The following is a 23,340-nucleotide window of genomic DNA, read 5'->3' as shown; positions in this document are numbered from 1 at the left end:
TTGAAATGAAAGACAGAAACAAGCGGAAAAGCCTTGCACGCATCTGTCGAATACTTGGAATGACCAGGCAAGCCTATTATCAGCATTGGTGGCATAACCAGGCTATCACCATAGAACAAGAGCTAGTATTAAAAAAAGTTATTGAGATGAGAAAAGATCATAGACATATGGGAACAAGAAAGCTTTATGAGCTGATTCAACCGTTTCTTTTGGAACATCAGATAAAAATGGGACGGGATGCCTTATTTGATCTATTATCAACGCCTGGTTTGTTGGTAAAGAGGTACAAGCGGAGAATATCAACAACTAATTCCTTTCACATGTACCGAAAATTTCCAAATCTAATAAAGGGTTTTGTGCCTGGGGCGGCAAACCGCTTATGGGTAAGTGACATTACTTACTGGAAGATAAATGATAAGTTTTTGTATATCAGCTTCATTACGGATGCCTTTTCAAGAAAGATTATTGGATATAATGTTGCCGACAACCTTTTGGCTGTAGAAACGGTTAAGGCCTTGAAAATGGCATTATCTAATGCAGAGAACATCGAATTCCTCTGTCATCATTCAGACCGCGGCTTACAGTACTGCTGCAATGAGTATATACAGACGCTGGAGGAAAGTACGGTGCAAATAAGTATGACTGAAAGCGGAGATCCAAGGGATAATGCCATTGCCGAACGTGTTAACGGAATTATAAAAAACGAATACTTAAGCAGCTATAGCGTTAACAATTTGGAAGAAGGGAAACAGGTTCTGGACTTTGTAATCAAGCTCTACAATGAGGAAAGGCCCCATATGAGCATAGGAAATCTAACTCCTGATCAGGTTCATGCTGGAAGCATATTACCCCAGCGATTATGGAAGAATTATTACCACAAAAACAGTACTATTGTAAATCCTATTCAGGACTACGATGCTGCTGTAAATCTAATGCAGGATCAAGAATAAAAAATCGTAAACGTATTTTAGGACGAGTCAAAGGAGCAAGCGGAAGTTAGGCAGCGCCTTACTTTACCCCCTTGGCGCTATCGCTGAGGGGGTTTAGAATATACTCCGGGTATATTTCTCGTTCTTTATGCACGCTAAAACCTTTAAAACAATATGTACGATGGATATATCCAAAAGCAAAAGCGTTAAAAGAAACAGGCCTGCTGAGAAATCTATACGCTTCCCGATATCAGTGCACAACGAACTGTTGAAGCTTTCTGAGAAGTTCGGGCGAAGCCAGAGCCGGCTGTTTGTGCAAATGGTGGAGTACTTTTACCGTAGTGGAAAAGATCCGCTAGACATAGGGGATGAACAGCTTAAAAAAGCATTGTCCAGAAATCATGATGCTTATGTCAGTTTTATCAAATCCCAGGAAAAGGTATTACTGATACCCATGCGTGTGGAGATGGAACGCATGATCAAAAATCAGGAACAAATTGTAAGCTTTTTTAATGATCAGGTATTAAAGGCAAACCAATTATTACTTGAGAACCAGGATGTTCATTTGAGGCGAATTGATGAGTCTATAGCTATGATTAAAGTGCTATACGAGGTTAAAGAAATCAAAAGGATACTTCAGCAAAAATTTCTGATCATACTGGATACTTATATCAAAAACAGGGAAAATTTGGGAAGCTTCAAAACCAAAGAAAAAAACGAGCTGGCTGAACTGGCAAGAAAACAAATCGAAACGCTGTAAAAATCAGTCTTATGTTTATCAACATTACTGATAGTGATAAGGGAAATAATAAAGGTAGCTGTGGGGAGTTGGTGCATTACCTGGATAAGGAAAATAGAATGTCAAAAGACCTAAAGCCTGAACTGTGGTTTAATGGTACAAGCGATGCCATTCCATCCTATTTGGTTAAACACAATCTGGATCAGAACATTGCAAAGCTATGTAAGGATGATGCTAAGTTTTTTCTAATCAACATCAGTCCTTCACAGAAAGAGATCAGTTACCTCCAATCGCTTTATGGAGAAAAAGGAGTGGAGAATGCTTTAAAGGAATATGCGGCTGAGGTAATGAATGAATATGCCTGTAATTTTAAAAGGCCGGGCGTTAATGGTGAAAAAGACCTATTGTGGTATGCAAAGTTGGAACACTACCGCTATTATGGCTACAATGATCCCCAGGTTAAGGATGGTACTGTAAAAAAAGGAAGCATAAAGCCCGGGCAGCAGCTTCATGTCCAGGTCATTGTAAGCCGCAAGGATATCACCAATCTCATCAGACTCAGTCCCATGAATACCTCGAAAGGTAAAAATGTGGCCCATTCGCTGAAGCTTGGCCAGTTTGACCGATCGGCTTTTAAAGCATCGGGAGAAAGACTGTTTGATCAGCAGTTTGGATTTGATCGTGGTCTAAAGGAAACATTTGAGTACGCTAATATTCAAAAGAATGGTACGCTTCAACAGCGATTAGAAATTGTGCAGGGAAAAGAAAGAATTCCTGAACAGGCAAATACAAGTGATAAATCTAAGAAACCAACGCTTGAATTAAAACTGGAGCTGCCTAGTTATCTACAGCCAGTCCGGTCAACAAATTTCCTGGAAATTGCTTTGGCAAAAAGTCATGATGATCCGTCAATGAGTATCAAAAGAAAGAAGCGTCGCAAAAAACGAAATGACCAGCAGCAAGAGCTGGGGCTATAAAAATTTCACCAATAAAATATCTGCTTATGAATACCGGAGAGGATCTTACTGCCTTAAGGAAGATTGTAGACTTTACCCGCTACATCAGCATTTTTATACTAAGCTTGCATTTTTACTTGAGTTGTTATGTCGCTTTTGAAAGCTGGGGCTGGACTTCGCAGATTACCAATAGAATTATTGCGAATATTGCCAAAACATGGGTTTTTAGTGGTTTTATTGTCGCTAAGTTCTTAGCATTAATTTGCCTTATTATTTCAGTTTTTGGTATAAAAGGGAAGATCGACGAGGCTATCCGCATTCGGAAGATTGTAGTCTATTTGATGGTCGGGGTATTTCTATATTTTTCAAGCGTAGGTTGTTTTTACCTTAATGCAGCGGCTGAGCTGGTCACAGTTACCTATATAGGCTCAACGCTGCTCGGCTATTTGTTAATATTATCGGGGGGCAGTAGGTTGTCCAGACTAATAAAAGATAGGCTGAATACGGATGTTTTTAATTCAGAAAATGAAACTTTCCCTCAGCAGGAACAGCTGCTGGAGAATGAATACTCTATTAATTTACCGGCAAAATATCGGTTAAAAGATCAAATCAGAGCTAGCTGGATCAATATCATCAATCCATTCAGAGGGATTCTCATTGCTGGGAGTCCTGGAGCAGGAAAAAGTTATTTTGTGATTCGTCACATCATAGATCAGCACCTGGCTAAGGGCTTCAGTATGTTCGTTTACGATTTCAAATACGATGATCTTTCCAAAATTACTTATAATAAGCTACTAAAGTACTATCCCAGGTACCAGATCAAGCCTAAATTTTACATCATTAATTTCGATGATCTGAGCCGTACACACCGATGTAATCCACTGGATCCGGTGAGCATGGAGGACATCACAGATGCAACAGAAGCCTCCAGAACCATTATGATGGGACTGAACAGGGATTGGATCAAAAAGCAGGGAGATTTCTTTGTGGAATCTCCCATCAATTTTTTAACCTCCATCATTTGGTACCTGCGATGTTATGAAAATGGGAAGTACTGTACGCTGCCTCATGTGATTGAACTGATGCAGGTAAATTATGATCAGCTTTTTGCGATTCTGGTGACTTGTGAGGAGATTCAGGTGCTGATCAATCCGTTTATTTCAGCTTATCAAAACAATGCCAAAGCTCAATTGGAAGGCCAGATTGCCAGCGCTAAGATAGGTCTAGCCAGGTTAGCCTCACCTCAGCTCTATTATGTGCTCAGCGGTAATGATTTTACCCTGGATTTGAATAATCCTCTGGAACCAAAGATAGTTTGTATGGGTAATAATCCCCAAAAGCAGCAGACTTATGGAGCAGTTCTTTCTTTATACATATCAAAGATGATCAAACTCGTTAACCGAAAAGGACAGTTAAAATCTAGTTTAGTCTTCGACGAATTCCCTTCGATTTTTCTAAATGGTACCGATTCCTTATTGGCAACCTGCAGATCAAATTTGATCAGTGTGAGTTTGGCGGTTCAGAGCCTGGAACAAATTCGGAAGGATTATGGCACTGAGCAGGCAGCGGTGATTACTGGTATTGTTGGAAATATCATTTCTGGGCAGGTCACAGGCGATACTGCCAAAAAATTCAGTGAGAATTTTGGTAGGATCATGCAGGACCGGGAAACTAAGAGTTTTAGTAGCACTGAGCTCTCGATATCTAAGTCCTTACAACTCGAATCTGCGATACCTGCCTCTAAAATTGCGACCCTTTCATCTGGTGAGTTTGTGGGGATACTTTCAGATAATCCTGATCAGAAAATGAAACTAAAGATGTTCCATTGTGAAATTCAAAATGACCACAAGGCCATTAAACAGGAGGAGGCAGTTTACCAGATGATACCAGTAGTAGAAAATGTAACTTCCTTTGATGTAGAACAGGTGTACCAGAAAATTAAAACGCAGATAAGGGATTTAGTGGCTACTGAACTTCAGAAGTTAACTGATCAGCCGAGTGCTGTAGATAAAGAGCCTGAGGAAAAACAAGAAGTTAAGGCGGTAGTTAACAGACCAAAGCGGCAAAATAAACCAAAGAAATCCTTAGATCAGATCAACCCAATTTGAGCTTTAAATCGTGCAGTAATAAATTCCGGCAGGTTGTTTTCAGTTGTTAATCTCGATGAGATATGGATTTAAGTATAAAGGTCAGAATGTAAAAAATTTAAATGTCACTGCTGTAAAAAACAGGTACAAAAGCCTGGTTAATTGATATTTTGGCCTAAAGAAATCGAGCTCTTCAGGCCAAAATGATTAATTCAGGTTTAAAAACGATAAACACTCGAATGATGTTTTTAAACAAAAACAGTATTGCTAATTACCCCTATAAGTGGAGTAACCATAAGGGGATAAAGTGATAGGTACATGGTAATGTTTATCGTCCCTGATTTCAAAAACAACTTCGATGAAGGGATAAAAGGAGGCTGTGTTTTTTTGCTTAAAATAATCCGCAATTAGAAAAGTAAGCTTAAATATTCCATTTTCAGATTTATTGGTTTCCAGAAAATCTTTAATTCTGCCATTCTCATCGGTTTTCTTTTGGTCTAAGGATAACCATTTTTTGCTTTTCTCATCTAGCTTTTCAAGTTTAACAGGTACTCCTGCTGCAGGAAGTCCTGTAGAGACATCAAGGATATGACTTGACAATTGATAGCTGGGCTGCTGTGCGTAACCGGTACTAGAGAATAAGGCTAGCACCATTCCTATAACCATTTTTTTTATATACATAATTTTAAAATTTAGTGATCATCAAATGTTTTACCTGGCGATTAGATTAAGGCTTAAGATCTGTGCCGCTCTTGCAATCAGGTCGTCGTTTTCAGGACTTCCTCCGCCTGCTACACCGACTGCTCCAATTAATTTGTCATTGTAATAAATGGGAACTCCACCTCCCAGCAGCAAAAGTTCTGGTAGTTGGGCTAAATTTTCAGTCGAAGCTGTCATTTTTGCGTTTTTAGCTAGCAGAAGTGTAGCCGTTTTAGTAGAAACAGCGGTAAATGCTTTTCGTCTGGCTGCTTCGGTATTGTGAGGACCTACACCATCTCCGCGATTTATTACAATGATTTGTCCAGCCAGGTCAACAATGGCAACGGATACCACTCTATTTATTTCATGGGCCTTTGTGCTGACTAAACTGCTCAATTCAGTTGCAGCAAGTAAGGTTAGCTGGTCTATTTTGATCACATACGAATCTTTTGGGCCTGGACTTAAATTTTGGGTACCATCCTTTGGCAGAACTGTATTTTGCTTGGTTTGTCCAAAGCAGAATATGGGTATAAATAGGAATAGTTTTAGATATTTTTTCATGGTACCTTTTTTCTCAAAGTTACATTTGGGACTTGAGCAGAACGTTGACATAGGTCAACGTTTTTAAATCTTTCGTTTAACGCGGCTTAAGGTGGATGGAGACATGCCTAGGTAGGAGGCTGCCATTTTATTGGATACCCTGGAAAGAATTTTAGGATAGTAGTTGTTGATCCACTTCACTTTTTCTATAGCATCAAAACCCTGGAAGCCATAGATTCTCTTTTGCGCGGTAATAAATCCCAGCTCTAAGATATTTCGGTATACCTTAGCAAATTCAGGGATGGTATCCACTAAGTGATAAAAATCTGCTCTTTTTATGGTTAACAATTCAGATTTTTCAGTGGTTTGTAAGTACTCTTGTGCAGGCTGCTGATCGATTAGACTGGGTAAAGCCGTTCCAAATCCACCCTCAAAAGCAAAAAAACGAGTAGTTTCCTGGCCTGCTTTATTGATCGTGAAAACTCTAATACAACCTTTGTTCACAAAATAATGGTGTTTACATACTTCATGGTAGCTAAGTAGTATCTGGTTCGGTTTGGTGCTGATCAGCCTAAACTTACTAAATATAAGTTCCAGGCTCTGCTGATCTAATTCGCTTTGTTTTCTAAGGTATTTCTCCAATAGTTTGAACATATCCATAGTAGGTTAATTGAGAAACCATGTCGCAAATTATTAAACTTATTTGAACTCTGAAGATAGGGTTTGAAAAATGAAAATGTTTTGGATTTTCCAATAACCAATAAAAGGATTTGTTTCCCCTAATCAATTATTAAACTATTCTTTTAACTGAAATGAGCTTAATTGAAAGTGATCATAAATTATTTGCTTAGCTGTTTTGTTGTAAATAATTGATTATTAGGTTTTTGTTAAAAATAACTCTTGATAATTAAATATATACTACTTACATTAGTGTGTCTGTTTTGTTAAAATCAGACACACGTTATTTGTCAATGCTAACCTCATAGGACCATGGAATATTCTAAACTAAGTTTTAAGGATTTTGAAAATATTCCAGGCCTTAATATGATGGAAAGGGCAATTTCCTTTAATAGTTATCTAAATTTTCTGGATGATAAAGGCCATCTTAATTACCGCCTTGAAAATTCATCAGGATGCGGTCCCGAACTTAGTTTGAATTTAAAAGGCGAGGTTAATGACAAAAGGTATGTGAACTTTGTGTCTAATGATTATTTAGGTTTCACCCAGCATCCTAAAGTTAAACATGCAGCTATGCAGGCTATCGAGCAATATGGAACAGGCGCTGGAGCATCTCCAGCGATAGGTGGGCATTTTTGTTTTCATCAGCAGTTAGAGGACAAAGTAGCCTCTTTTTTTAAGCGTAAGGCGGCAATGCTTTACACTACCGGATATACTGCAAATAGCGCAACAATTCAATCTTTATTAAAAAAGAAGACATTGCGATATTGGATATGGCTGTACATGCGAGCGTGTACGAAGGCTGCCTGAATACCAATGTAAAGACTTTTGTGCATAATAACCTGGAACAGTTGGAGGATGTCTTAAAAAGAGTGAAGGACCAGTACCGAACAAAATTGGTAGTTATTGATGGTGTATATTCTCAGGATGGTGATCTGGCACCGCTCAAAGAAATGGTAGCATTGGTACGAAAATACGACGCCTTCATTTTGGTGGATGATGCGCATGGAATAGGAGTGCTTGGAAATACCGGTCGTGGCTTGATTGAAGATTGCGGGCTTTTTGGCGAGATTGACCTCATTACAGGGACGTTTAGCAAAGCCTTTGCTAGCCTTGGCGGTTATGTGGTCGGGGATCCGGAACTGATTCGTTTCCTGAAATTTCAGTCCCGTCAGCACCTTTTTTCTGCAACCATGCCGCCAGCTTCTGCCATGACGGTAATTGCTGCGATGGATGTTTTAGAAAAAGAGCCTCAGTGGATGTCCAGACTTTGGAACAATATACGCTACTTTAAAAAAGGTTTATTGGATTTGGGATTTGATATTGGAGATACTGCCTCAGCAATAATTCCTGTTAAGCTGGGTGATCCTGCACTAACAGCTGAGGCCGTCAAAATGCTACTGAAGGCGGGAGTGTACACCAACTGTATCATCTATCCTGCGGTGTCCAAAAAAGATGCAAGAATTAGAATGGCATTAATGGCTACCCATACCACCGAGCAACTGGACAAGGCTTTAAATGCCTTTGAGTTTATGGATAAAAAACTTAAAATTTCCCGGATATATGACAAAGATACCAGATGAAAAAAAAGAAGTAAAAAATGTTAAGGATAGGGTTTTAACTGAGCGTAAATTGATTGCCGCTATTGGTGTGATTTTAAAGGAAGATGGATACCGGGGCCTGGGATTGAACCGGATCGCTAAAACTGCGGGAGTAAATAAAAATTTGATCTACCGGTATTTTGGAGATGTGGATACCTTGGTGGAAACTTATATTAGAGAGAAAGACTTTTGGCTGGCTGATAATAAAGAGTTTCCTGAGGTCTTTCATCCTCAGGCTAACAAGGAACAGATTGTTGGTAGTATTGCTGAGCTACTGGAGAATCAGCTCAACTTTTTTTATAACAGTGAAGAGATGCAGCACATTATTCTGTCTGAAATATCTGAGGATAGCAGCATTTTAAAGCGGCTCAGTAGTTTAAGAGAAAGCATGGCTGAGCCATTTTTCTCTTATACGGATAAGTATTTTGAGAAATCTGAGCTGAATTTCCGGGCATTATCCGCTATAATGACTTCAGGTATTTACTATATGGTACTTCAATCCAAAAAAAATGAAGCTATTAATTGCGGGATTAACATCAGAACTGAACAAGGAAGAGAAATGATTTCCAAAACGATCCGGCAAATGTTAGCATGGTCTTTTAATGATTAAAAAGGTCGATCAGATGTAGATGGATCCTAACTGCTTGAAATATAATATAAATGAAAGGATATGATAAAAACGCTGAATAATGATAAGAAACACGTTGTGGCCATCTTAGCTAAGGCATTTGAGCATAACCTGAGTGTGAATTATATGCTAAAGCAAGATCATTTACGTTTCCAGCGGCTTACTGAGCTGATGGATTACGCTTTCAGGGTGTGTACGGCTTATGGGAAAGTTTTTGTTTCTGCAGATGGTCGCGCCTGTGCTTTGGTCATGCTTCCGGATAAAAAAATGTGTTCGCTAAGTATGTTGTTTTGGGATCTGAAACTGATTTTTAGGGTAATTGGTGTTAGCCAGTTGTTTAAAATAATGAAAAGGGAATCCTTAGTTAAACATTCCAAGCCTATTGTAAAGATGTATTACCTCTGGTTTATTGGGGTGCATCCCCGGGCTCAGAATCTGGGGCTTGGTACTGAATTACTGGAGGCTTTAATTGCGGATGCCAGGGCGATGAAAAGGCCAATTTTTTTGGAAACTTCAGTTTTGAAAAATGTGCCTTGGTATGAAAAATTTGGATTTGAGATTTATCATGAAATCAACCTTGGTTATAAATTATACTTCATGAAAATGGAAACTTAAACAATATCATATTATAAATGATCTGCTATGGTAGTTTTTGGCTCCGAGATGCATGTGATCACTTATGTTTTTGTGATCTTCGAATTAATGATGCTGGCTGTTCAGCTGTATCGTTATTTGTCCTGCCCTGAGGATAAGTCCTTACTATGGTATTTGATCTTATTGGGACTGTTGATTTTTTATAATGTGAGTTCTGGTCTTTTTCCTGATCCTGAATTTTCATTTTCTATCGTTACGCAGAATATCATCGCCTATGGTGCTGGATTTTTGATGGCTGCTTATTTCCCCTTTTATTTCTATAAAAGTTTCGATTTGAAATTGTTGCGTTTTCAGGCTTTTTATGGGGTGCATCTATTTTTATTACTGCCTTACTGCTTGTTTTTTGTGCTGATTTATGGTAAGAGTGGTGATCTCAACTTTGCACTTGGTTATGGACTAATTATTCCTTTTGGTTATTCTGTTTACATGATGTGGGCAATCTTTGTAGCAATCAAGGCCAAGTTTAAATCCAGGCAAGCTTCCATTTATTGTTCTGACAGTGTCGAGCTGATTGCGGTGTATTGCGCGGTGTTGCCTTGGGCTTGTTTGAGTTTATTCGCTTATTTTAACATCAGTCAATGGATAGAGGTGCTGGTCACTAATTGTGGATTTTTGTTACTGACCATATTGTTTATGGCACAGTCGGTTTTAAAAGCGAGGGTAGAAGAAGAACAAAAAATGACTGGCTATGTGAATAAGCAGCACAAATTTTTGAAGCGCTGCGATAATTTTGGACTCACGCCGCGTGAAAAAAAGATTGCCGAGCTGCTTTGTACTGGACTCATGTACAAAGAGATTGCTGTTCAGGAATTTATTTCTGAAAAGACTGTTGATACGCACATTAGACATATTTTTTTTAAAACCGGGGTGAATAAAAAGATTGAACTCATGCAAAAATTGGGTTTTGCCGATGAGTTCATGTTATCCCATAACCCTTTGTACTCATGAATCCTGTAACTGATGAATCTTTCGATAACTTGATCCGAATCTTGGAGCAGTACCTTGCACTGAACCACAGTTTTCGGACGATGTTGAGAAGTAAGTTGCAGGAAACTACCTATAAAAAGGGAAGTAGGATATTGAATTTCCATGAGAAGCAAAAGATCGCTTGGTTTATGCTGGATGGGCTTGCCAGGGAGATCAGGGTAAATGGGGAGACTTTTGAAGAAAAAACTATGTGGTTTTGGTCTGAAAAGAGCTTTTTATATACGACCCCAGGTTTTTTTAGCCAGCAACCATCTGAATGTACCATCGAAATATTAAAAGATTCTAGGATGTTGTTGATTAGTTATCAGGATTGGACTGATTTGAAGGAAGACTTTAAAGAAACGGAGTTTATTACTGAAAAGATCAGGGGAACTTATGATAAACTCAGACAGGAGCATATCGATGATATCAAAAACTTAAATACGGTGGATCGTTATCTGAAGCATAAAGCAGTTTTACTTCAGTTATTGGCGGCTACTAAGTTAAAATATGTTGCAGAGTATATGAGTATGTCTGCCGATAGGCTTGGCAAGCTCAGAAAGAATTATTAATTGTGATTTTTAAATTAGGAATTGGAATAATGTCTTTGTTTTATAAATTGCTCTTGAAATTAATATCCTTCTTCTGCCTTCGGACAATCCGAATGAAGCGGCTAATGTTGGAGTTTTAAAATTCTAACTTTATTTTTCCATATTCCTTTTCTATTTGTTTATTTCCCCATTGCTTTAGCTAATTATAAAGGGGATTAATTCCTGTCCAACAGATGTTAACTAATATTCAACCTAGAGAGATACCTTTTGGTAAACTTTTCTGTTTACTAACTTGTCATCTTTAATTTTCTTAGCGTTTGCTTTATTGAACAGTAAGGTTTTAAGAATTGATTCCATTATTATTGAGCTATCTGGAATAATAAACAGAGGGTGTATTTATATATTCAAAAATTATCCTAGAAGGGGTAATTCTACTCCTGTTAAGGAATAATATAGATTCTGTAGTTGGTGAATATTGTTTATATGATTTCTATATATAGGGACATCGACTTGTTCCTTAGTGGTCCATATATGAAATGAATTGCTAAAAAGCCTGATTTCTAATTCTCCATTTTCAGGTAAAAGAATAAGTGAATCTTTAAAGCCAAACTTATCAAGCCAGATTTTTGTCAATGGGATGGGGTAAAGCTGGATTGGCATAACTTGGAATGGCCTAATTTCAGAGTGAATGCGGTGGTTTTGACTTAAATAGGTGATATGCTTTGTATCTATACCAATAACGATCACAGGAAGATGATGCCCATTTTCAACCTCTGTTTGTGAATAAACCAGATTTCCAATTCTTAGCTCATTTGCTTTCATTTCCGTATTCTTAGTTGATCATCATAGTGCGTAATCGCTTTTTAACCTCTTTCAATAACATAAAAACAAATTGTTTATGATCTTCACTGATAAAGGCGTGTTTTTCCACTCTTTTCGTTAGTTCATCAAACCTAGTTTGTGCCTCATCAGATTCGTAATCAAAATTCACAAATTCATATAATAAGGTCACTTTAGGATCTTCTTCAATTTTGATATTGCCAATTGAAACTTGGTGATCAAAGTCGACAGAAGTGAAGCCATCCCTTGATCTGTCGAAATCCGAGATGTAAAATTTATATACTTTTCGAAGCGTGTCCCTTTTATCCTTGTTGGAGTAGCGTCCATCCTCTCTGCAGGCATTAATTGTGTTCTTTATTAATATCGCCTCTTCAGGTGTAAAAATGGATCTTCCTTTCATGATTTTAAAATTTTTCGTGGGAATGGTAAGGATGATTTTGAAAGTAAAAATGTAAATTACTTTAATGATTTTATTTTTATAAATCTAATAAATTTAATTCATCACCTGTGATAGCGTGGTAAAGATTTTGCAGCTCGTGGACGTTACTGATATTTAATCCTGACTCGATCAATTCATTTTCGCTATTAAACGGATGAATATTATAGGTATTTGATTCTAGACAAATCTCCAGCTCGTATTCCGATGGTAAAGTGATCTTTGAATCTGTAAATCCAAAACCTTCCAGCCAGCTGCTTGATAAAGGGATCGGGGTAATTTCCTTAGGTATAATGCGAAAAGGTTTAAGTTCACAGAAGTACTGATGCTTTTCACTGACATAGGAGACATGATCAGCATCAATATCAACAACTAAAACTGGGTTACGGCCATAGGTTGCAGTAGTACTTGTGGTATAAACGATATTTCCTTTTCTTAATTCATTTAATTTCATGCTTCGAATAACTATTTTCGGCTACATGAACAACTGTGAATAGAAATCGTTTTCGATAATGAAATTTTATTCGAACTCAGGAACCAATATTATCTCACCTTGCCATTTGTCCCGTTATCTCTCCTGATTTTAATTTTTGATGAAATCCGGTTTTGGCCGGATTTTTTTTAGTTATAAACCCTTTTTTTTAGTGGTATTCACCGCATTTATTTTTACGGATAGTTCACAACTTAGGGTTGTAGAATTTATGTTTTATAAAAAGAAAGGAGAGCGGTGACAAAGAGTCTTAAAGTTTTGTGGACCAAAGGTCTACTGTGGAGGATTCCACAATTAATAATATTTTGAATGATCAAACCTATTACAATGGATATTACAACCGCTAGCAAGTGTAGTTTTTGGCTTACAGCGCGTAGCAAAGAAAGAATTGCTTTTTTAATAATTCTTGTTTGTTTATTCCTGTTTCTAATTTCTGCGTTTAGCAAAATTGAAGACCATGAAAGCTTCAAAAGTGGCTTAGCTAAAGTTAAGCTTATTGGTACTTATGCCACCTTGATCTCCTGGATGGTGCCCATATCAGAAATAGTAGTTTCATTGCTACTGATCATCCCTAAAACTTATAAATGGGGATTATATGGTTTTGTCAGTCTAATGGTTGTTTTTACGGCTTACATTCTGAGTATGTTACTCTGGGAAGAAAAGTTGCCTTGTCATTGCAATCTGATCATTCAAAATTTAAGCTGGACAGCACATTTGTGGTTTAATATGGGATTTATTGCTCTTGCCCTGTGTGCACTATGGCTAATGAAAAAACAACATTCTTAAAAATTTAAAAAAACACGTTATGAATACGATAACTTCAAACATCAAAAAAATCGCTTTGAGCCTTCTGGTAGTTGGTTTGGCGGTGGGATTTAGTGCATTTAATTACACTAAAAAATCAGACAATACCATACACCGATTCTACAATAAAAGTGGATCTAGTACTCCATTAAATAAAGCAAACTATGTCTATTATCCTAGCACAGATTTTTGTGAGCAATCTTTAACAATTTGTTCTGAACAGTGGGATACCGGTTCAATAACCCCACCGGCGACTGGCCAACAATTAAGCACAATTCCTAGTGCTACATTAGTTGGTAATTCCTTACCTGGAGAATTTATCAGCCCAAATTAGGACCATAATGTTAAATAATATAGGGGGAAAATCCCCCTATATTTAAGAATAGAATGAATTAATTTGAATTCAAGGCTTTTTTTATAATTGATATTAAATCATTAGGATCATTTTTACCCAAATCTTTGAAATTATTATTGTAAATTTTTCCTTCTCTATCGATTAGAATAGAATGAGGGTATGCTGTGATTTTTAATTGCTTTATTAAGGGATGGTTTCCACCAAGGCCACTGGTGTACAGATTGATTGCACTTTCTGATGTATATAGTTTGCTTTCAAGACTCTTTAACCATTGTTGTCTATTGCCATCTATAGAGATAGTCACAAAGGAAACATCTGTAGTGTTTTTAAAGTATTCTTTTGCAACCGATACGGTATTTTTATTATAGCTGATGCAATTGCTACAACCTGTATAATAAAAATCAATAAATAATACCTTTCCCCTGAAGTCACTAAGTTTTGCGATTTTGTTCTCTTTGTCTGGTAATTCGAATGGGTATAATAATGAGCCTATATTTAGAATTGTTAATGCGTCTAGCATTTTCAGGTAAGCAGGTGTTTCGATAATTTCATTTGCTTCGGCCAATATTTTCTTTGCTTCGATATTTGACAAAGAAGAATAGTTTTTTATTAAGTAAGCGGTGATTAATTTGTCTCTAAGCTGCCCTTTATATTTTGCATAGATTAATTCATGGACAGGCTTGTCTTTATAAAGAAATATGCTTTCTTTTCTTAGTTTTTCTAATGTTGTATTTGTAAAAGCTATAGAATTAATACCTGTTTCTTTAGAAATGCCATTAAATAGCCTATTTAATTTGCTGTTGTTGAAATGTTCTCTAACTAGATCTCTATCAGTTTTAGTGTAGAATTCATTTATTGATGTGGAGATAAATTTTAATTCATGTTTCATATTGGTTGAAATGAGGTCAATCTTGACTAAATCAAAAATATGCGACGGAATTTTATGACGGTAAGTTTCCAGAAAATCTAATTGTTTAGTGGTAATGTAATCTTCAATATTTATCTCATTTTGTGAGATTTCTAGTATTGTTGCTGCATTTCTGGCTTTCTCATTTCCTGGCAATCTGTAAAAATTTTCTGTATATACCTGTTTCAATGAATCTAGGCTATACCGGCATTGGTATTTATTTGAACCTCTACCTGAGAATTGGACCTGGTATTCATAAGTAGGTTTTCCTAAATCTGTCACACTAGATAACTTCAATGTGCCATTGTGATGAATGTCGACATGAATCTGATCACCCTGCTCTATTCTATACATATCTATTATTGGTATAGGTTGGCCATTTAGTTCATCTTTGCTCAATATTATGTAGTCGTTTGTTTTTACCGAATCTATCTGGAATGCAAATCTTCCATTTTTTAGTTTAGTGCTAAACACCCTATATGGCTCTCGGTACTTATTACTAGAGGCCACGATATCTGTCCATAAATACAATTTGACTGTTCCATTTTGATCTACATTTGTAAATTTACCCGTTAGGATTAACCGATCCTCAATTGTCTTTTTTTCAGTTTTACTGTAAGATTTTGACAGATTGAATAATGAAATTGCTGTAAAAATCACATAATATATTATTGTTTGTGTTTTCATTTTTGTTTTTTTTAAAATCTGTTATTTTGTTCTATTCCACTAATTAATATTTCATTCAAATCGATTGGGAATGTATATTTCGGGTCATTGGGCAAGAGCTGATAGGTTTGTCCGTTTAAAACTCTGGTGAGGGTTGTTTGCCGGTTATTTTCCTGGTTTAATCGCCTTAGGTCAGTCCAACGTAATCCTCTAAAACATAGTTCTTTCCTTCTTTCTTCAAGCACTTTGGAAATTGCCAGTTCTTTATCAGTAGTATTAAATTCAACATAAGCGGATTCCTTATTCCAGCGTTTTTTTACTAAGGTGTTTAGGTCTTCCAGTGCATCCTTTAAATTACCAGCTCTTGAATTACATTCTGATCTAATGAGCAGTACTTCATCCACCGCTAGACCTGAAAAGAAAAAACGGCTACCATCGTAGGATCCTTTAAATGAGGTATTAGACACTGATTTTTCAAAAAACAGCTTTAATCTTAGGTCATTCGAATTGTAAAGTGATAATAACTCTTGAGTTACATTTAGGTTCGCGCTGGAAAACAGAGTCGCTCCACCTAATCTTGTTTGATAAATTATCTCATCATTCAGCTGTGGAATAGGGTATGTGCTGGCCGAATTAAGTGTGTTATAATCGATAACCTTATTATACAGCGCTAAACAGGCAGTGGCGTTAACTAAGGCAGCGGCATAGTTACCCATACTCAAATAAACTCTTGCCAGCATCGCATAGCATGCTGGCTTTGAAGGGCGGGTTTTGTAGGATATGGTTGATGGTAAAAGAGTAATAGCTTCTATTAAATCAGTAATGATTCTGTCGTAAGTGCTCTTTACAGTAGCCCTTTTTGAGCGTTCGTTAATATTTGAGTTTAACCTTAGTGGAATTCCCAAATCAGTATCAGATCGGTCCGAATAGGGCTTGCAATACTGTTGAGCAAGGACATAAAAGTTATAGGCTCTGTAAAATAGGGCACTTCCTTTTACATTATCCCAATTACTTTTGTTTAAAGAACTTTGTTCAATAGTTGCTATGCCTTCAAGGGCTAAATTGGCATTCAATATGCGTTGATAAGCGCTTTGCCAGTTAACATCTGCACCTCCATAGAAATCAGTAGTTGCAGACCAGATATATGAGTTTCGGTATGCTACAGAAAAAGTTAAAAATGAATTGTTAGAGACCTGGAAGTCTCCGGAACTGGTTTCCGAATAAGCACCCGATTCATTTTGATTCATAAGTGCCGAGTTATCCAGTAAGGCCTGGAAATCTTCAATAATGGTTGGTACCACTAATGAATTAGTAGGCTTAGCATCCAGCCAGTCTTTTTTACAGGATGTGAAAAAGAGCCCAATTAAGGTAATGAGTATGTATTTCATGTTTTCCATAATAATATTATAAGTCAGTTTTTAAACCTAAAGCAATCGTTCGTGTGTAAGGAATGCCGCCATAAGCGAAATCTGGATCTAATCCTTTTTTATTGGCTCTCCAAAGGATTCCTAAATTATTGGCATAAATGGAAATTTGGAGTTTTCTGATAGGGGACTTAAAGGTTCGATTGGGATTGATGAGCTCATAACTTAAGCTTATATCTTGCAACCTAATGTGATCCCCTTTTTCAATAGTCGCTTCTGAATAGCTATAAAAAAAACCTCTCTGGGATGAGACAGGGTAAATCATAGATGGGATTGAGGTGGTTCTTTCGTCTCCTGGTTTTTGCCATCTTGAGGTATAGTCCTTATGGCCGGGACCCCCTGATAAAAGCTCATCGTAATTGATGGAAGATCTTCTGAAGAAATAACCTGATTTAAAACTGATGTTCAACAAAAAGGAAAAGCGTTTATAATTGAAAAGATTACTAACGCCACCAAAGTAAACAGGTCTGGATGGTCCTTCATACACAATGTCATTTATGCTTCCAGGATTAAGTAAATCCCTATAGTTTTTGCTTACTTCATTATTGACAAAACCTTGTGGGTCTCCGGTATTTGGATCTAAACCCGCCCATTTATAGGAGTACAGGCTATAAACGGGTTTACCAACATAGGGAAGGATACCGCCATTACTTGTAGGGAAGTTACCAAATGAGGTAACCGTTTTTTGGTCATAACGCGTAACTTTATCTGTTGCTTTGCTAAAGTTTAACACTGTTGTCCATGTTAAACTTCCTTTAAGATTTTTTGAATTTAGCTGTAAGTCAAACCCACGTCCTTCCATATGGGCAAAATTCCCCCTTAATACATTTGTCGAGGTTGACGGAGCAAGATATCCAACACTTGGCGCCAAAAGCTGATCACCAATTAAATCTGTTCCATTTTTAAAGAAGTATTCGATGCTCCCAGATAGCCAATTGCCAGTAATATTGAAATCAATACCTAGGTTTAATATTGCATTCTTTTCCCATCGTAATTCTGGATTGCCTAAATTGGAAATCGTAGCATAAGGTAAATTGGTGTGGGCAGCATTGGTACTATACCTAAAGGTTGTAATTCCAGTTACAGATTTGTTTAAATTACCATTGTATCCATAAGTTGCCCTGAATTGTAGAGAAGACAGCAGATTAGATGGAAAGAAGGATTCTTCTGTTATATTCCATTTTAATCCAGCAGACCATAGTGGGACAGATTTTTGGGTAGAGGATACCCCAAAATAGTTAGAGCCGTCTAGTCTTGCGCTGGCTGAAATGGTATATTTACTATTATAGGTATAGGATGCACTTGTAAAAAAAGATTTAAACCGGTCGATTCCATTTCTTATCCCATCTCCACTAGCAATAAATCCAAAGCCAATTGGATTTAGGTTAAATCCATTAATGTTATTTACCGCCGTAAAATTATCAGTTTCCGAATTGAAACCATAAAGCTGATTAGAATTGTTGCTGTTGCGGTATTCTATTATTTCTGCCCCAGCTATTGCATAAATACTATGTTTTCCTGGTTTACTGTAATTGATTTGCCCTCTTAAATTATTACTTATTGTTTGGCCATTAATCAAAGACAGGATGTCACCAACGGGTATGTTATAGTTCGTGACTTTGCCATTTGTAAGAATAGAATATTTATTGATCAGATCGCGAGTACTATATGATTTTAGTCCTTTTAAATCTGATTGTGTGGTTTTGTACTGTTGATATTGATATTTCGCTTCTAAACTTATGCCCTTTAACAATTGATATTTTATTCCTGTAAAAATCCTTGCTTCATTGGTTCTGGTAACATTTTGAACTTCTTTTAAATCTTGTAAGGGGACATAACTCCAGTCCAGGAAATTATTTTCTGTAGCTTGTTTGATGAAGAGGTTATTAAATCCACGGTTTAATGCTAATGGGGTTCCATTCTCATCTGCAAAGGAGGTATAAGGAAAATATAAATTTGAAATTCCCGTTGCATTAGCTAAACTTAATGGGTTTGAAGTATGAGTTCTTCCTGATACGTAATTGAATTGGGTCGATATTTCGAGCTTAGCAATTGGGGTATAAGTATTATTAAAATTTATGGTAATACGATCGCTATAAATACTTTTTAACTCGGTCTGAATCTTATCATATCCGGATGAAAAATAGTACTGATTATTCTTTGCACCTGAAGTGATGTTTATTGAATATTGTTGATTAATTGGGCTTACGTAATAGTATTTGTACAGGCCATCACGTATATCAATATTTTTTAACTTTCCTATTTCATTAATTGAATCCTGCTTGGAAATTGTGCCGTTCCTTCTAGCGGCCATAATTTCTACAGCTGCTGGGATAGAAGGGTAATTTCTTTGATCAACAAGATCTGCATCATACTTTCCATTTCTAAATAGAAATTGTTGGACGTTTATGTATTCTTCAGAGGATAAAAAGTTGGGATCGTAATATAAGTTTGATTTTTCACCAATGGTAACATTTGCCCCTGCAGCTATTTGGGTGGCCTGATCCTTTTTGCCTTTTTTTGTGGTAATTACAATCACCCCATTTCCTGCTTTGACGCCCCATATTGATGCGGCTGCGGCATCTTTTAGAATATTGACTGATTCAACATCTTGTGGGTTTAGGTCATTTATGTTTCCATTATATGGAAAATTGTCAACCACAATTAGCGGTTGGTCATTTGAGTAAATTGTACTTCTACCCCGAATGCTTAGGTCTGGCTTACCTTGATTGGGACCAGTATCTCCGGAATTAAAATTCAATCCACTTGTAATCCCTTTCAAACGTGAAATAACATCTGAGCTAATTCTGCTCTCAAATGCTTCTTTATTGGGTTGACTAAAACTACCTGTTGCCCGTTCTTTGGGGATTTTTTGATACCCTGTGCTAACAATAGAAACCTCGGCTAAAGCATTTTCAGACTCTTGGAGGTTTATGCTTAAGTATTTTGACTTTTTAGTTTCAAACGCGATCTCTTTGTCTTGATAGCCAAGGAAGCTTATGGTCAACTTACCTTTGTCCGCACTTGTTTTTAGGGTAAAATTCCCATTTTGATCCGTTGTTGCTATTGTAGTTAATGATTTGATTTTTATAGTTGCACCAGCTAATGGTTTGCCTGATGTACTCGTGACTTGTCCTTTCAGTTCAGTCAATTGCTGGGCAATTCCTTTAATATTTAGGCATAGCAAAGCCATTACGAGTAAGTATATCGTTTTTTTCATACAGTTTTTAGGAATGATAAATGGTTAGGTTTTATCTCTTAGGAAATAAGCATTCGGTACTGTATGATGATCAAATAGGGGCTTTGGGTTTAAGTGGGAAGAGGATGGCTAATTGGCTTATACCTTTGATCAAGTTTTTGAATAAAAAAACTTGATCAAATCTAGACCATACAACATCAATGATATTGTAACTGTTCCTTTTTAAACGTTGATATTTTATAGTTTCCATTGAAATAAGTTTGGTTAATTCCAAACCTCAAGCCAATGGGTTTTTAGACTCCTGAAGGAGCCGGGCTACCGATGGTTATCCGCACAACGGACCGCTTAGGACGGTTCTTCTGCAAACAGAAAATACTACCCGAGGGAAGCACCTGGACAAAACCATAAGTAGGCCCGGCTCCCTAAGATATAATAAGGTTCCGGGCACTCACCTATCCTCGTTTTGTCCATAAAGTTCCTAAGCTTTGTGCGGATTTTGAGGTTTATGTGAGCACCATAATTAATTTCAATATGATGCTGCAAATCTATTAAATCATATTCATTTTTTTTAGTTATATCAAATATACTAATTGTTGTGTTAAAACACAACAATGTTTTTCCTGTTTTCTCTGACCTTTCATACCAAAGTATAACCATGGGAGAGAAAGAAGATAAATATTTAAAGAGGTTCGGAGAAAGGCTTGAAGTATTAAAGGAAGCTAGTGGACTTTCTTATCGTAAAATTGCAGCTAATTGTAATGTCGAACATAGTGACATCAAAAGGTATGTGGACGGAAAGATTAATCCTACATTACTTACAATTATTGATCTTGCGAAAGGTTTAGGAATTGAACCGAAAGAACTGTTGGAAGTCCGGTGGAACGATGTAGAGTAGGGTAGAGTGAATATATTTATGAATTATTAACAACCAAGAGAGTTTTATCTTATGGGTTTTATGTAAATCGGTCTTTATCAATAAGTTTTTAAGAGTTAAAAAACATATTGCGTGGCTTGCGTCTGTTTAATATTTTGTCTGGCTAAATATTTTTTTTCTCACTTACTTAAACCTTTTCTACAATAATTAGGTAGAAAGCACTCTCTAATTAAAAGATATAGCTGCCAACATTAGCAAGGAAGGTTTTTGTGGTTCGATTTTCTGAACATAATAATGGTTAACAAATAAGAACGATTATCTATACCTGAAAAAACCATGGAACTACTCAAAAACAAAAAACTCATCCTTCAGCATGTGCCCGGTAAGGGAGCCTGGACTTATCATTTGGTTATACCGGGGACAAAGGATATCCGTGGTAAATGGGGTTCTATAAAAGTATCCGGCAATATTGATCATTATGAATTTAAAAACTTAAACCTTGCCCCGTTGAAAGGAGAGGATAAGCGTATTTCAATCAATAGTGAAATACGCAAAGCTATTGGTAAAAAAGGGGGAAATGAAGTTGTGGTGACCATGTATAAAACCTCCGACAACCGACTTGCCTTAGAAGGCGACCTCAAAGAGTGTTTCAAAGATGCAGAAGTTTATGAAAAATTCGCCTCTTTGCCTGATCATGTACAGTACCACATTATCAAAGAGATTCTCTCGCAGCATGACGAAAGCAATCAAGAGAAGATGATCAATGTGCATATTGAAAGGCTCTCTTCAAAAAAATGAGGTAGCTTGCTATTTTTTAAATTAAGACCTGATGTGTATTTTGTGAATAAAAATGTGATTCAATCTAGCTAAACAATATTAAATCACTGTTAGGGTAATGCCAGCTTTTAGAGACCATAGATCAGCCATAGCTGATTGTCCTAAGGACCCATATAATTATGATAACTTTAATTTCTTTTTTGGAACTGGCTACGAATCATCTCTGCAGGGGGGCGTATAGAATATCATTTTATTCTACTTTTCTAAGTTAGAGTCGCTTCAAGCAGAGTTTAAGTCTTTCAAATTTCGTACTGCATTTGTGAATAAAACGAGGTAGAGCGCCTAGGAATAATATTGATATGCTCAATTATTTCACGATCAAAATTTAATTGTTTTTTAATACGATCTGCTAGTAGATTAGGATGGTGAGTCCTAACTTGGTGTGTAAGGGTTTACCCTTATTTTACTCAAATCAAGGTTTTCCCTTATTGGGTGCTGTCGCTGTATTGCACATTTTTGAGCCATCATGACCTGACCCCGTGAAAAGTTGTCGCCAGTGAACAGGCAAGTCAGGCTTAATCAATCTACATATCTATGAATGATGGCATGAATGAAAATGCGCTTAGAGCGTTTACAGTTTTAGAGGAGGACTTGAAAATCCTCTCACAATCTAAAGGACATCCAACCGCTATTTTGCGTGAGCAGGAGTCACAGGTTATCTCCGTTTTAGGAGATTTAAGGATTCTTCATCCTGTTGATGATCCAGTCTTGGAGATCAATTTCCACAAACACTTATATCCTAGTTTTAGAAGTTTATTGATTTATTACCAGGAAAAACACTTGGTATGTTTGACGTTACCTCATGATAATTTGTGTTTGCTTAAAAGGCATTATCAGGGGGAACTTCAGCGCATTGCCCGCTTTTTTGATGCTTATGCTTTTCATTACAAGTATTTCATTTTAAAAGGCCAGGAGCTTGATGCTTTATTTTTTACGGAGAATGCAGACTCTCAAAATGTATTGCTTCCGGTTGTCCCAGCTTATGAGTCTGCTGGTAGTACAGTAACTGGAGAGTTGTTTGCCAGAATTATGGCTTATGAGCGGCTACGAACAGACCTACTCTCGTTATTGTATGAACTTGAACCTAAACCTATCTTATCCAGTACCACGATAGACAGGTTTGGTAAATTACGGAAACCCTTTAAATGGACCGGTGAGACAATCAATTTGATCGAGGTTGCCCATGCCATTCATTTAAACAAACAGATTAATGAGGGAGAGATTGGCATCGTGGAGTTTTTTGAAGGACTCGGTGAATTTTTCGGGGTAAATCTGGGTGTTCCTAAGAAAGGTTTTGATAATATGAAATCCAGGAAGCGGTTGAGTAGGACACAGTTTCTGGATCTGATGCGTGACTCGGTTATAAAAAAGATGGACGATGAGGATGACTGGGGAAGCGTAAGAGGCCTTTTGTAGGCTATTTATCCCATATGGGAAATGAAGTTTTGTAATCTCTGAACCTTTGCTTTTGTATTCCCGG

Annotated in this window: 22 protein-coding genes and 1 pseudogene; 14 read left to right on the top strand and 9 right to left on the bottom strand. The window is 36.9% G+C overall.

Going from position 1 to position 23,340, the window contains the following annotated elements; genetic code table 11:
* Positions 1–5: 5 nt before the first annotated feature.
* From AQ505_RS16930 to mobC, 4 genes are all read left to right on the top strand, one after another.
* The gene (locus tag AQ505_RS16930) at positions 6–950 is read left to right on the top strand and encodes an IS3 family transposase (protein WP_082461600.1); all 945 of its coding nucleotides are present in this window, start codon (positions 6–8) and stop codon (positions 948–950) included.
* A gap of 160 nt (positions 951–1,110) precedes the next feature.
* Entirely contained in the window at positions 1,111–1,689 is a 579-nt protein-coding gene (locus tag AQ505_RS16925) for a BfmA/BtgA family mobilization protein (protein WP_157262441.1), read from the top strand.
* An 11-nt stretch (positions 1,690–1,700) separates the two neighbouring features.
* Positions 1,701–2,645, top strand: coding sequence for a DUF5712 family protein (locus tag AQ505_RS16920; protein WP_062549258.1), 945 nt, complete (start codon positions 1,701–1,703; stop codon positions 2,643–2,645).
* A 26-nt stretch (positions 2,646–2,671) separates the two neighbouring features.
* The gene (mobC, locus tag AQ505_RS16915; protein WP_062549257.1) at positions 2,672–4,732 is read left to right on the top strand and encodes a conjugal transfer protein MobC; all 2,061 of its coding nucleotides are present in this window, start codon (positions 2,672–2,674) and stop codon (positions 4,730–4,732) included.
* Between the two features lie 246 nt (positions 4,733–4,978).
* Here mobC and uraH read toward each other — a convergent pair whose 3' ends face one another.
* The 3 genes from uraH to AQ505_RS16900 form a co-directional block, all read right to left on the bottom strand.
* On the bottom strand, positions 4,979–5,392 hold the full coding sequence (gene uraH / locus AQ505_RS16910; RefSeq protein ID WP_157262439.1) for a hydroxyisourate hydrolase: 414 nt from the start codon (positions 5,390–5,392) through the stop codon (positions 4,979–4,981).
* 30 nt (positions 5,393–5,422) lie between these two features.
* Positions 5,423–5,971, bottom strand: a complete 549-nt coding sequence (locus tag AQ505_RS16905) for a heme-binding protein (protein ID WP_062549256.1) — start codon at positions 5,969–5,971, stop codon at positions 5,423–5,425.
* A 63-nt stretch (positions 5,972–6,034) separates the two neighbouring features.
* On the bottom strand, positions 6,035–6,604 hold the full coding sequence (locus tag AQ505_RS16900) for a Crp/Fnr family transcriptional regulator (protein ID WP_062551081.1): 570 nt from the start codon (positions 6,602–6,604) through the stop codon (positions 6,035–6,037).
* A gap of 336 nt (positions 6,605–6,940) precedes the next feature.
* On the opposite strand from AQ505_RS16900, the pseudogene AQ505_RS16895 reads away from it, so the two are divergent.
* The 5 genes and pseudogenes from AQ505_RS16895 (at position 6,941) to AQ505_RS16875 (ending at position 11,049) form a co-directional block, all read left to right on the top strand.
* Positions 6,941–8,211, top strand: a pseudogene (locus AQ505_RS16895) (aminotransferase class I/II-fold pyridoxal phosphate-dependent enzyme).
* Positions 8,192–8,839 (top strand): TetR/AcrR family transcriptional regulator, encoded by a 648-nt coding sequence (locus AQ505_RS16890; protein WP_062549255.1) that lies wholly within the window; start codon positions 8,192–8,194, stop codon positions 8,837–8,839. The pseudogene AQ505_RS16895 and the gene AQ505_RS16890 overlap by 20 nt, the downstream one beginning before the upstream one ends.
* 60 nt (positions 8,840–8,899) lie before the next feature.
* Positions 8,900–9,472: a GNAT family N-acetyltransferase gene (locus tag AQ505_RS16885; protein WP_062549254.1), complete on the top strand. Its 573-nt coding sequence runs from the start codon at positions 8,900–8,902 to the stop codon at positions 9,470–9,472.
* 27 nt (positions 9,473–9,499) lie between these two features.
* Positions 9,500–10,459: a helix-turn-helix transcriptional regulator gene (locus AQ505_RS16880; protein ID WP_062549253.1), complete on the top strand. Its 960-nt coding sequence runs from the start codon at positions 9,500–9,502 to the stop codon at positions 10,457–10,459.
* Positions 10,456–11,049, top strand: a complete 594-nt coding sequence (locus AQ505_RS16875) for a Crp/Fnr family transcriptional regulator (protein WP_062549252.1) — start codon at positions 10,456–10,458, stop codon at positions 11,047–11,049. The genes AQ505_RS16880 and AQ505_RS16875 overlap by 4 nt, the downstream gene beginning before the upstream one ends.
* Positions 11,050–11,439: 390 nt before the next feature.
* On the opposite strand, the gene AQ505_RS16870 is transcribed toward AQ505_RS16875, so the two are convergent.
* The 3 genes from AQ505_RS16870 to AQ505_RS16860 all read right to left on the bottom strand — a co-directional run bounded on the left by AQ505_RS16870 (position 11,440) and on the right by AQ505_RS16860 (position 12,758).
* Entirely contained in the window at positions 11,440–11,850 is a 411-nt protein-coding gene (locus AQ505_RS16870) for a hypothetical protein (RefSeq protein WP_062549251.1), read from the bottom strand.
* A 10-nt stretch (positions 11,851–11,860) separates the two neighbouring features.
* Positions 11,861–12,268 carry a hypothetical protein gene (locus AQ505_RS16865; RefSeq protein WP_062549250.1) on the bottom strand — a complete coding sequence of 136 codons (408 nt, stop codon included), beginning with the start codon at positions 12,266–12,268 and terminating at the stop codon, positions 11,861–11,863.
* A 76-nt stretch (positions 12,269–12,344) separates the two neighbouring features.
* Positions 12,345–12,758 carry a hypothetical protein gene (locus AQ505_RS16860; RefSeq protein ID WP_062549249.1) on the bottom strand — a complete coding sequence of 138 codons (414 nt, stop codon included), beginning with the start codon at positions 12,756–12,758 and terminating at the stop codon, positions 12,345–12,347.
* 345 nt (positions 12,759–13,103) lie between these two features.
* On the opposite strand from AQ505_RS16860, the gene AQ505_RS16855 reads away from it, so the two are divergent.
* Both AQ505_RS16855 and AQ505_RS16850 read left to right on the top strand, forming a co-directional pair.
* The gene (locus AQ505_RS16855; protein WP_157262437.1) at positions 13,104–13,580 is read left to right on the top strand and encodes a MauE/DoxX family redox-associated membrane protein; all 477 of its coding nucleotides are present in this window, start codon (positions 13,104–13,106) and stop codon (positions 13,578–13,580) included.
* A gap of 19 nt (positions 13,581–13,599) precedes the next feature.
* Positions 13,600–13,932 (top strand): hypothetical protein, encoded by a 333-nt coding sequence (locus AQ505_RS16850; RefSeq protein WP_062549247.1) that lies wholly within the window; start codon positions 13,600–13,602, stop codon positions 13,930–13,932.
* Positions 13,933–13,990: 58 nt separating this feature from the next.
* Here AQ505_RS16850 and AQ505_RS16845 read toward each other — a convergent pair whose 3' ends face one another.
* Genes AQ505_RS16845 through AQ505_RS16835 form a run of 3 tightly spaced genes read right to left on the bottom strand, consistent with a single transcriptional unit; the run spans position 13,991 to position 20,170 of the window.
* A complete protein-coding gene (locus AQ505_RS16845; protein WP_062549246.1) occupies positions 13,991–15,547 on the bottom strand; it encodes a TlpA family protein disulfide reductase in 1,557 nt (518 codons plus the stop codon).
* An 11-nt stretch (positions 15,548–15,558) separates the two neighbouring features.
* Complete coding sequence (locus tag AQ505_RS16840) at positions 15,559–16,923, bottom strand: RagB/SusD family nutrient uptake outer membrane protein (protein WP_062549245.1); 1,365 nt, start codon at positions 16,921–16,923, stop codon at positions 15,559–15,561.
* A 7-nt stretch (positions 16,924–16,930) separates the two neighbouring features.
* Complete coding sequence (locus tag AQ505_RS16835) at positions 16,931–20,170, bottom strand: SusC/RagA family TonB-linked outer membrane protein (protein WP_062549244.1); 3,240 nt, start codon at positions 20,168–20,170, stop codon at positions 16,931–16,933.
* A gap of 634 nt (positions 20,171–20,804) precedes the next feature.
* Between AQ505_RS16835 and AQ505_RS16825 the strand changes: the two genes are divergently transcribed.
* The 3 genes from AQ505_RS16825 (at position 20,805) to AQ505_RS16815 (ending at position 23,276) form a co-directional block, all read left to right on the top strand.
* Entirely contained in the window at positions 20,805–21,044 is a 240-nt protein-coding gene (locus AQ505_RS16825; RefSeq protein ID WP_062549242.1) for a helix-turn-helix domain-containing protein, read from the top strand.
* Positions 21,045–21,359: 315 nt separating this feature from the next.
* Entirely contained in the window at positions 21,360–21,821 is a 462-nt protein-coding gene (locus tag AQ505_RS26090; protein WP_082461597.1) for a DUF1905 domain-containing protein, read from the top strand.
* A 573-nt stretch (positions 21,822–22,394) separates the two neighbouring features.
* Positions 22,395–23,276: an RteC domain-containing protein gene (locus AQ505_RS16815; protein ID WP_062549241.1), complete on the top strand. Its 882-nt coding sequence runs from the start codon at positions 22,395–22,397 to the stop codon at positions 23,274–23,276.
* Positions 23,277–23,340: the final 64 nt, after the last annotated feature.

Origin of the sequence: Pedobacter sp. PACM 27299, assembly GCF_001412655.1 — a bacterium.
Taxonomy (GTDB): domain Bacteria; phylum Bacteroidota; class Bacteroidia; order Sphingobacteriales; family Sphingobacteriaceae; genus Pedobacter.
This window is presented reverse-complemented; position numbering and strand designations above follow the sequence as displayed.

Bases quoted from the DNA above. Each gene is read 5' to 3' on its own strand.
- AQ505_RS16930 (WP_082461600.1), top strand. From the start codon at position 6: ATGAAAGACAGAAACAAGCGGAAAAGCCTTGCACGCATCTGTCGAATA.
- AQ505_RS16925 (WP_157262441.1), top strand. From the start codon at position 1,111: ATGGATATATCCAAAAGCAAAAGCGTTAAAAGAAACAGGCCTGCTGAG.
- AQ505_RS16920 (WP_062549258.1), top strand. From the start codon at position 1,701: ATGTTTATCAACATTACTGATAGTGATAAGGGAAATAATAAAGGTAGC.
- mobC (WP_062549257.1), top strand. From the start codon at position 2,672: ATGAATACCGGAGAGGATCTTACTGCCTTAAGGAAGATTGTAGACTTT.
- uraH (WP_157262439.1), bottom strand. From the start codon at position 5,392: ATGTATATAAAAAAAATGGTTATAGGAATGGTGCTAGCCTTATTCTCT.
- AQ505_RS16905 (WP_062549256.1), bottom strand. From the start codon at position 5,971: ATGAAAAAATATCTAAAACTATTCCTATTTATACCCATATTCTGCTTT.
- AQ505_RS16900 (WP_062551081.1), bottom strand. From the start codon at position 6,604: ATGTTCAAACTATTGGAGAAATACCTTAGAAAACAAAGCGAATTAGAT.
- AQ505_RS16890 (WP_062549255.1), top strand. From the start codon at position 8,192: ATGACAAAGATACCAGATGAAAAAAAAGAAGTAAAAAATGTTAAGGAT.
- AQ505_RS16885 (WP_062549254.1), top strand. From the start codon at position 8,900: ATGATAAAAACGCTGAATAATGATAAGAAACACGTTGTGGCCATCTTA.
- AQ505_RS16880 (WP_062549253.1), top strand. From the start codon at position 9,500: ATGGTAGTTTTTGGCTCCGAGATGCATGTGATCACTTATGTTTTTGTG.
- AQ505_RS16875 (WP_062549252.1), top strand. From the start codon at position 10,456: ATGAATCCTGTAACTGATGAATCTTTCGATAACTTGATCCGAATCTTG.
- AQ505_RS16870 (WP_062549251.1), bottom strand. From the start codon at position 11,850: ATGAAAGCAAATGAGCTAAGAATTGGAAATCTGGTTTATTCACAAACA.
- AQ505_RS16865 (WP_062549250.1), bottom strand. From the start codon at position 12,268: ATGAAAGGAAGATCCATTTTTACACCTGAAGAGGCGATATTAATAAAG.
- AQ505_RS16860 (WP_062549249.1), bottom strand. From the start codon at position 12,758: ATGAAATTAAATGAATTAAGAAAAGGAAATATCGTTTATACCACAAGT.
- AQ505_RS16855 (WP_157262437.1), top strand. From the start codon at position 13,104: ATGATCAAACCTATTACAATGGATATTACAACCGCTAGCAAGTGTAGT.
- AQ505_RS16850 (WP_062549247.1), top strand. From the start codon at position 13,600: ATGAATACGATAACTTCAAACATCAAAAAAATCGCTTTGAGCCTTCTG.
- AQ505_RS16845 (WP_062549246.1), bottom strand. From the start codon at position 15,547: ATGAAAACACAAACAATAATATATTATGTGATTTTTACAGCAATTTCA.
- AQ505_RS16840 (WP_062549245.1), bottom strand. From the start codon at position 16,923: ATGGAAAACATGAAATACATACTCATTACCTTAATTGGGCTCTTTTTC.
- AQ505_RS16835 (WP_062549244.1), bottom strand. From the start codon at position 20,170: ATGAAAAAAACGATATACTTACTCGTAATGGCTTTGCTATGCCTAAAT.
- AQ505_RS16825 (WP_062549242.1), top strand. From the start codon at position 20,805: ATGGGAGAGAAAGAAGATAAATATTTAAAGAGGTTCGGAGAAAGGCTT.
- AQ505_RS26090 (WP_082461597.1), top strand. From the start codon at position 21,360: ATGGAACTACTCAAAAACAAAAAACTCATCCTTCAGCATGTGCCCGGT.
- AQ505_RS16815 (WP_062549241.1), top strand. From the start codon at position 22,395: ATGAATGATGGCATGAATGAAAATGCGCTTAGAGCGTTTACAGTTTTA.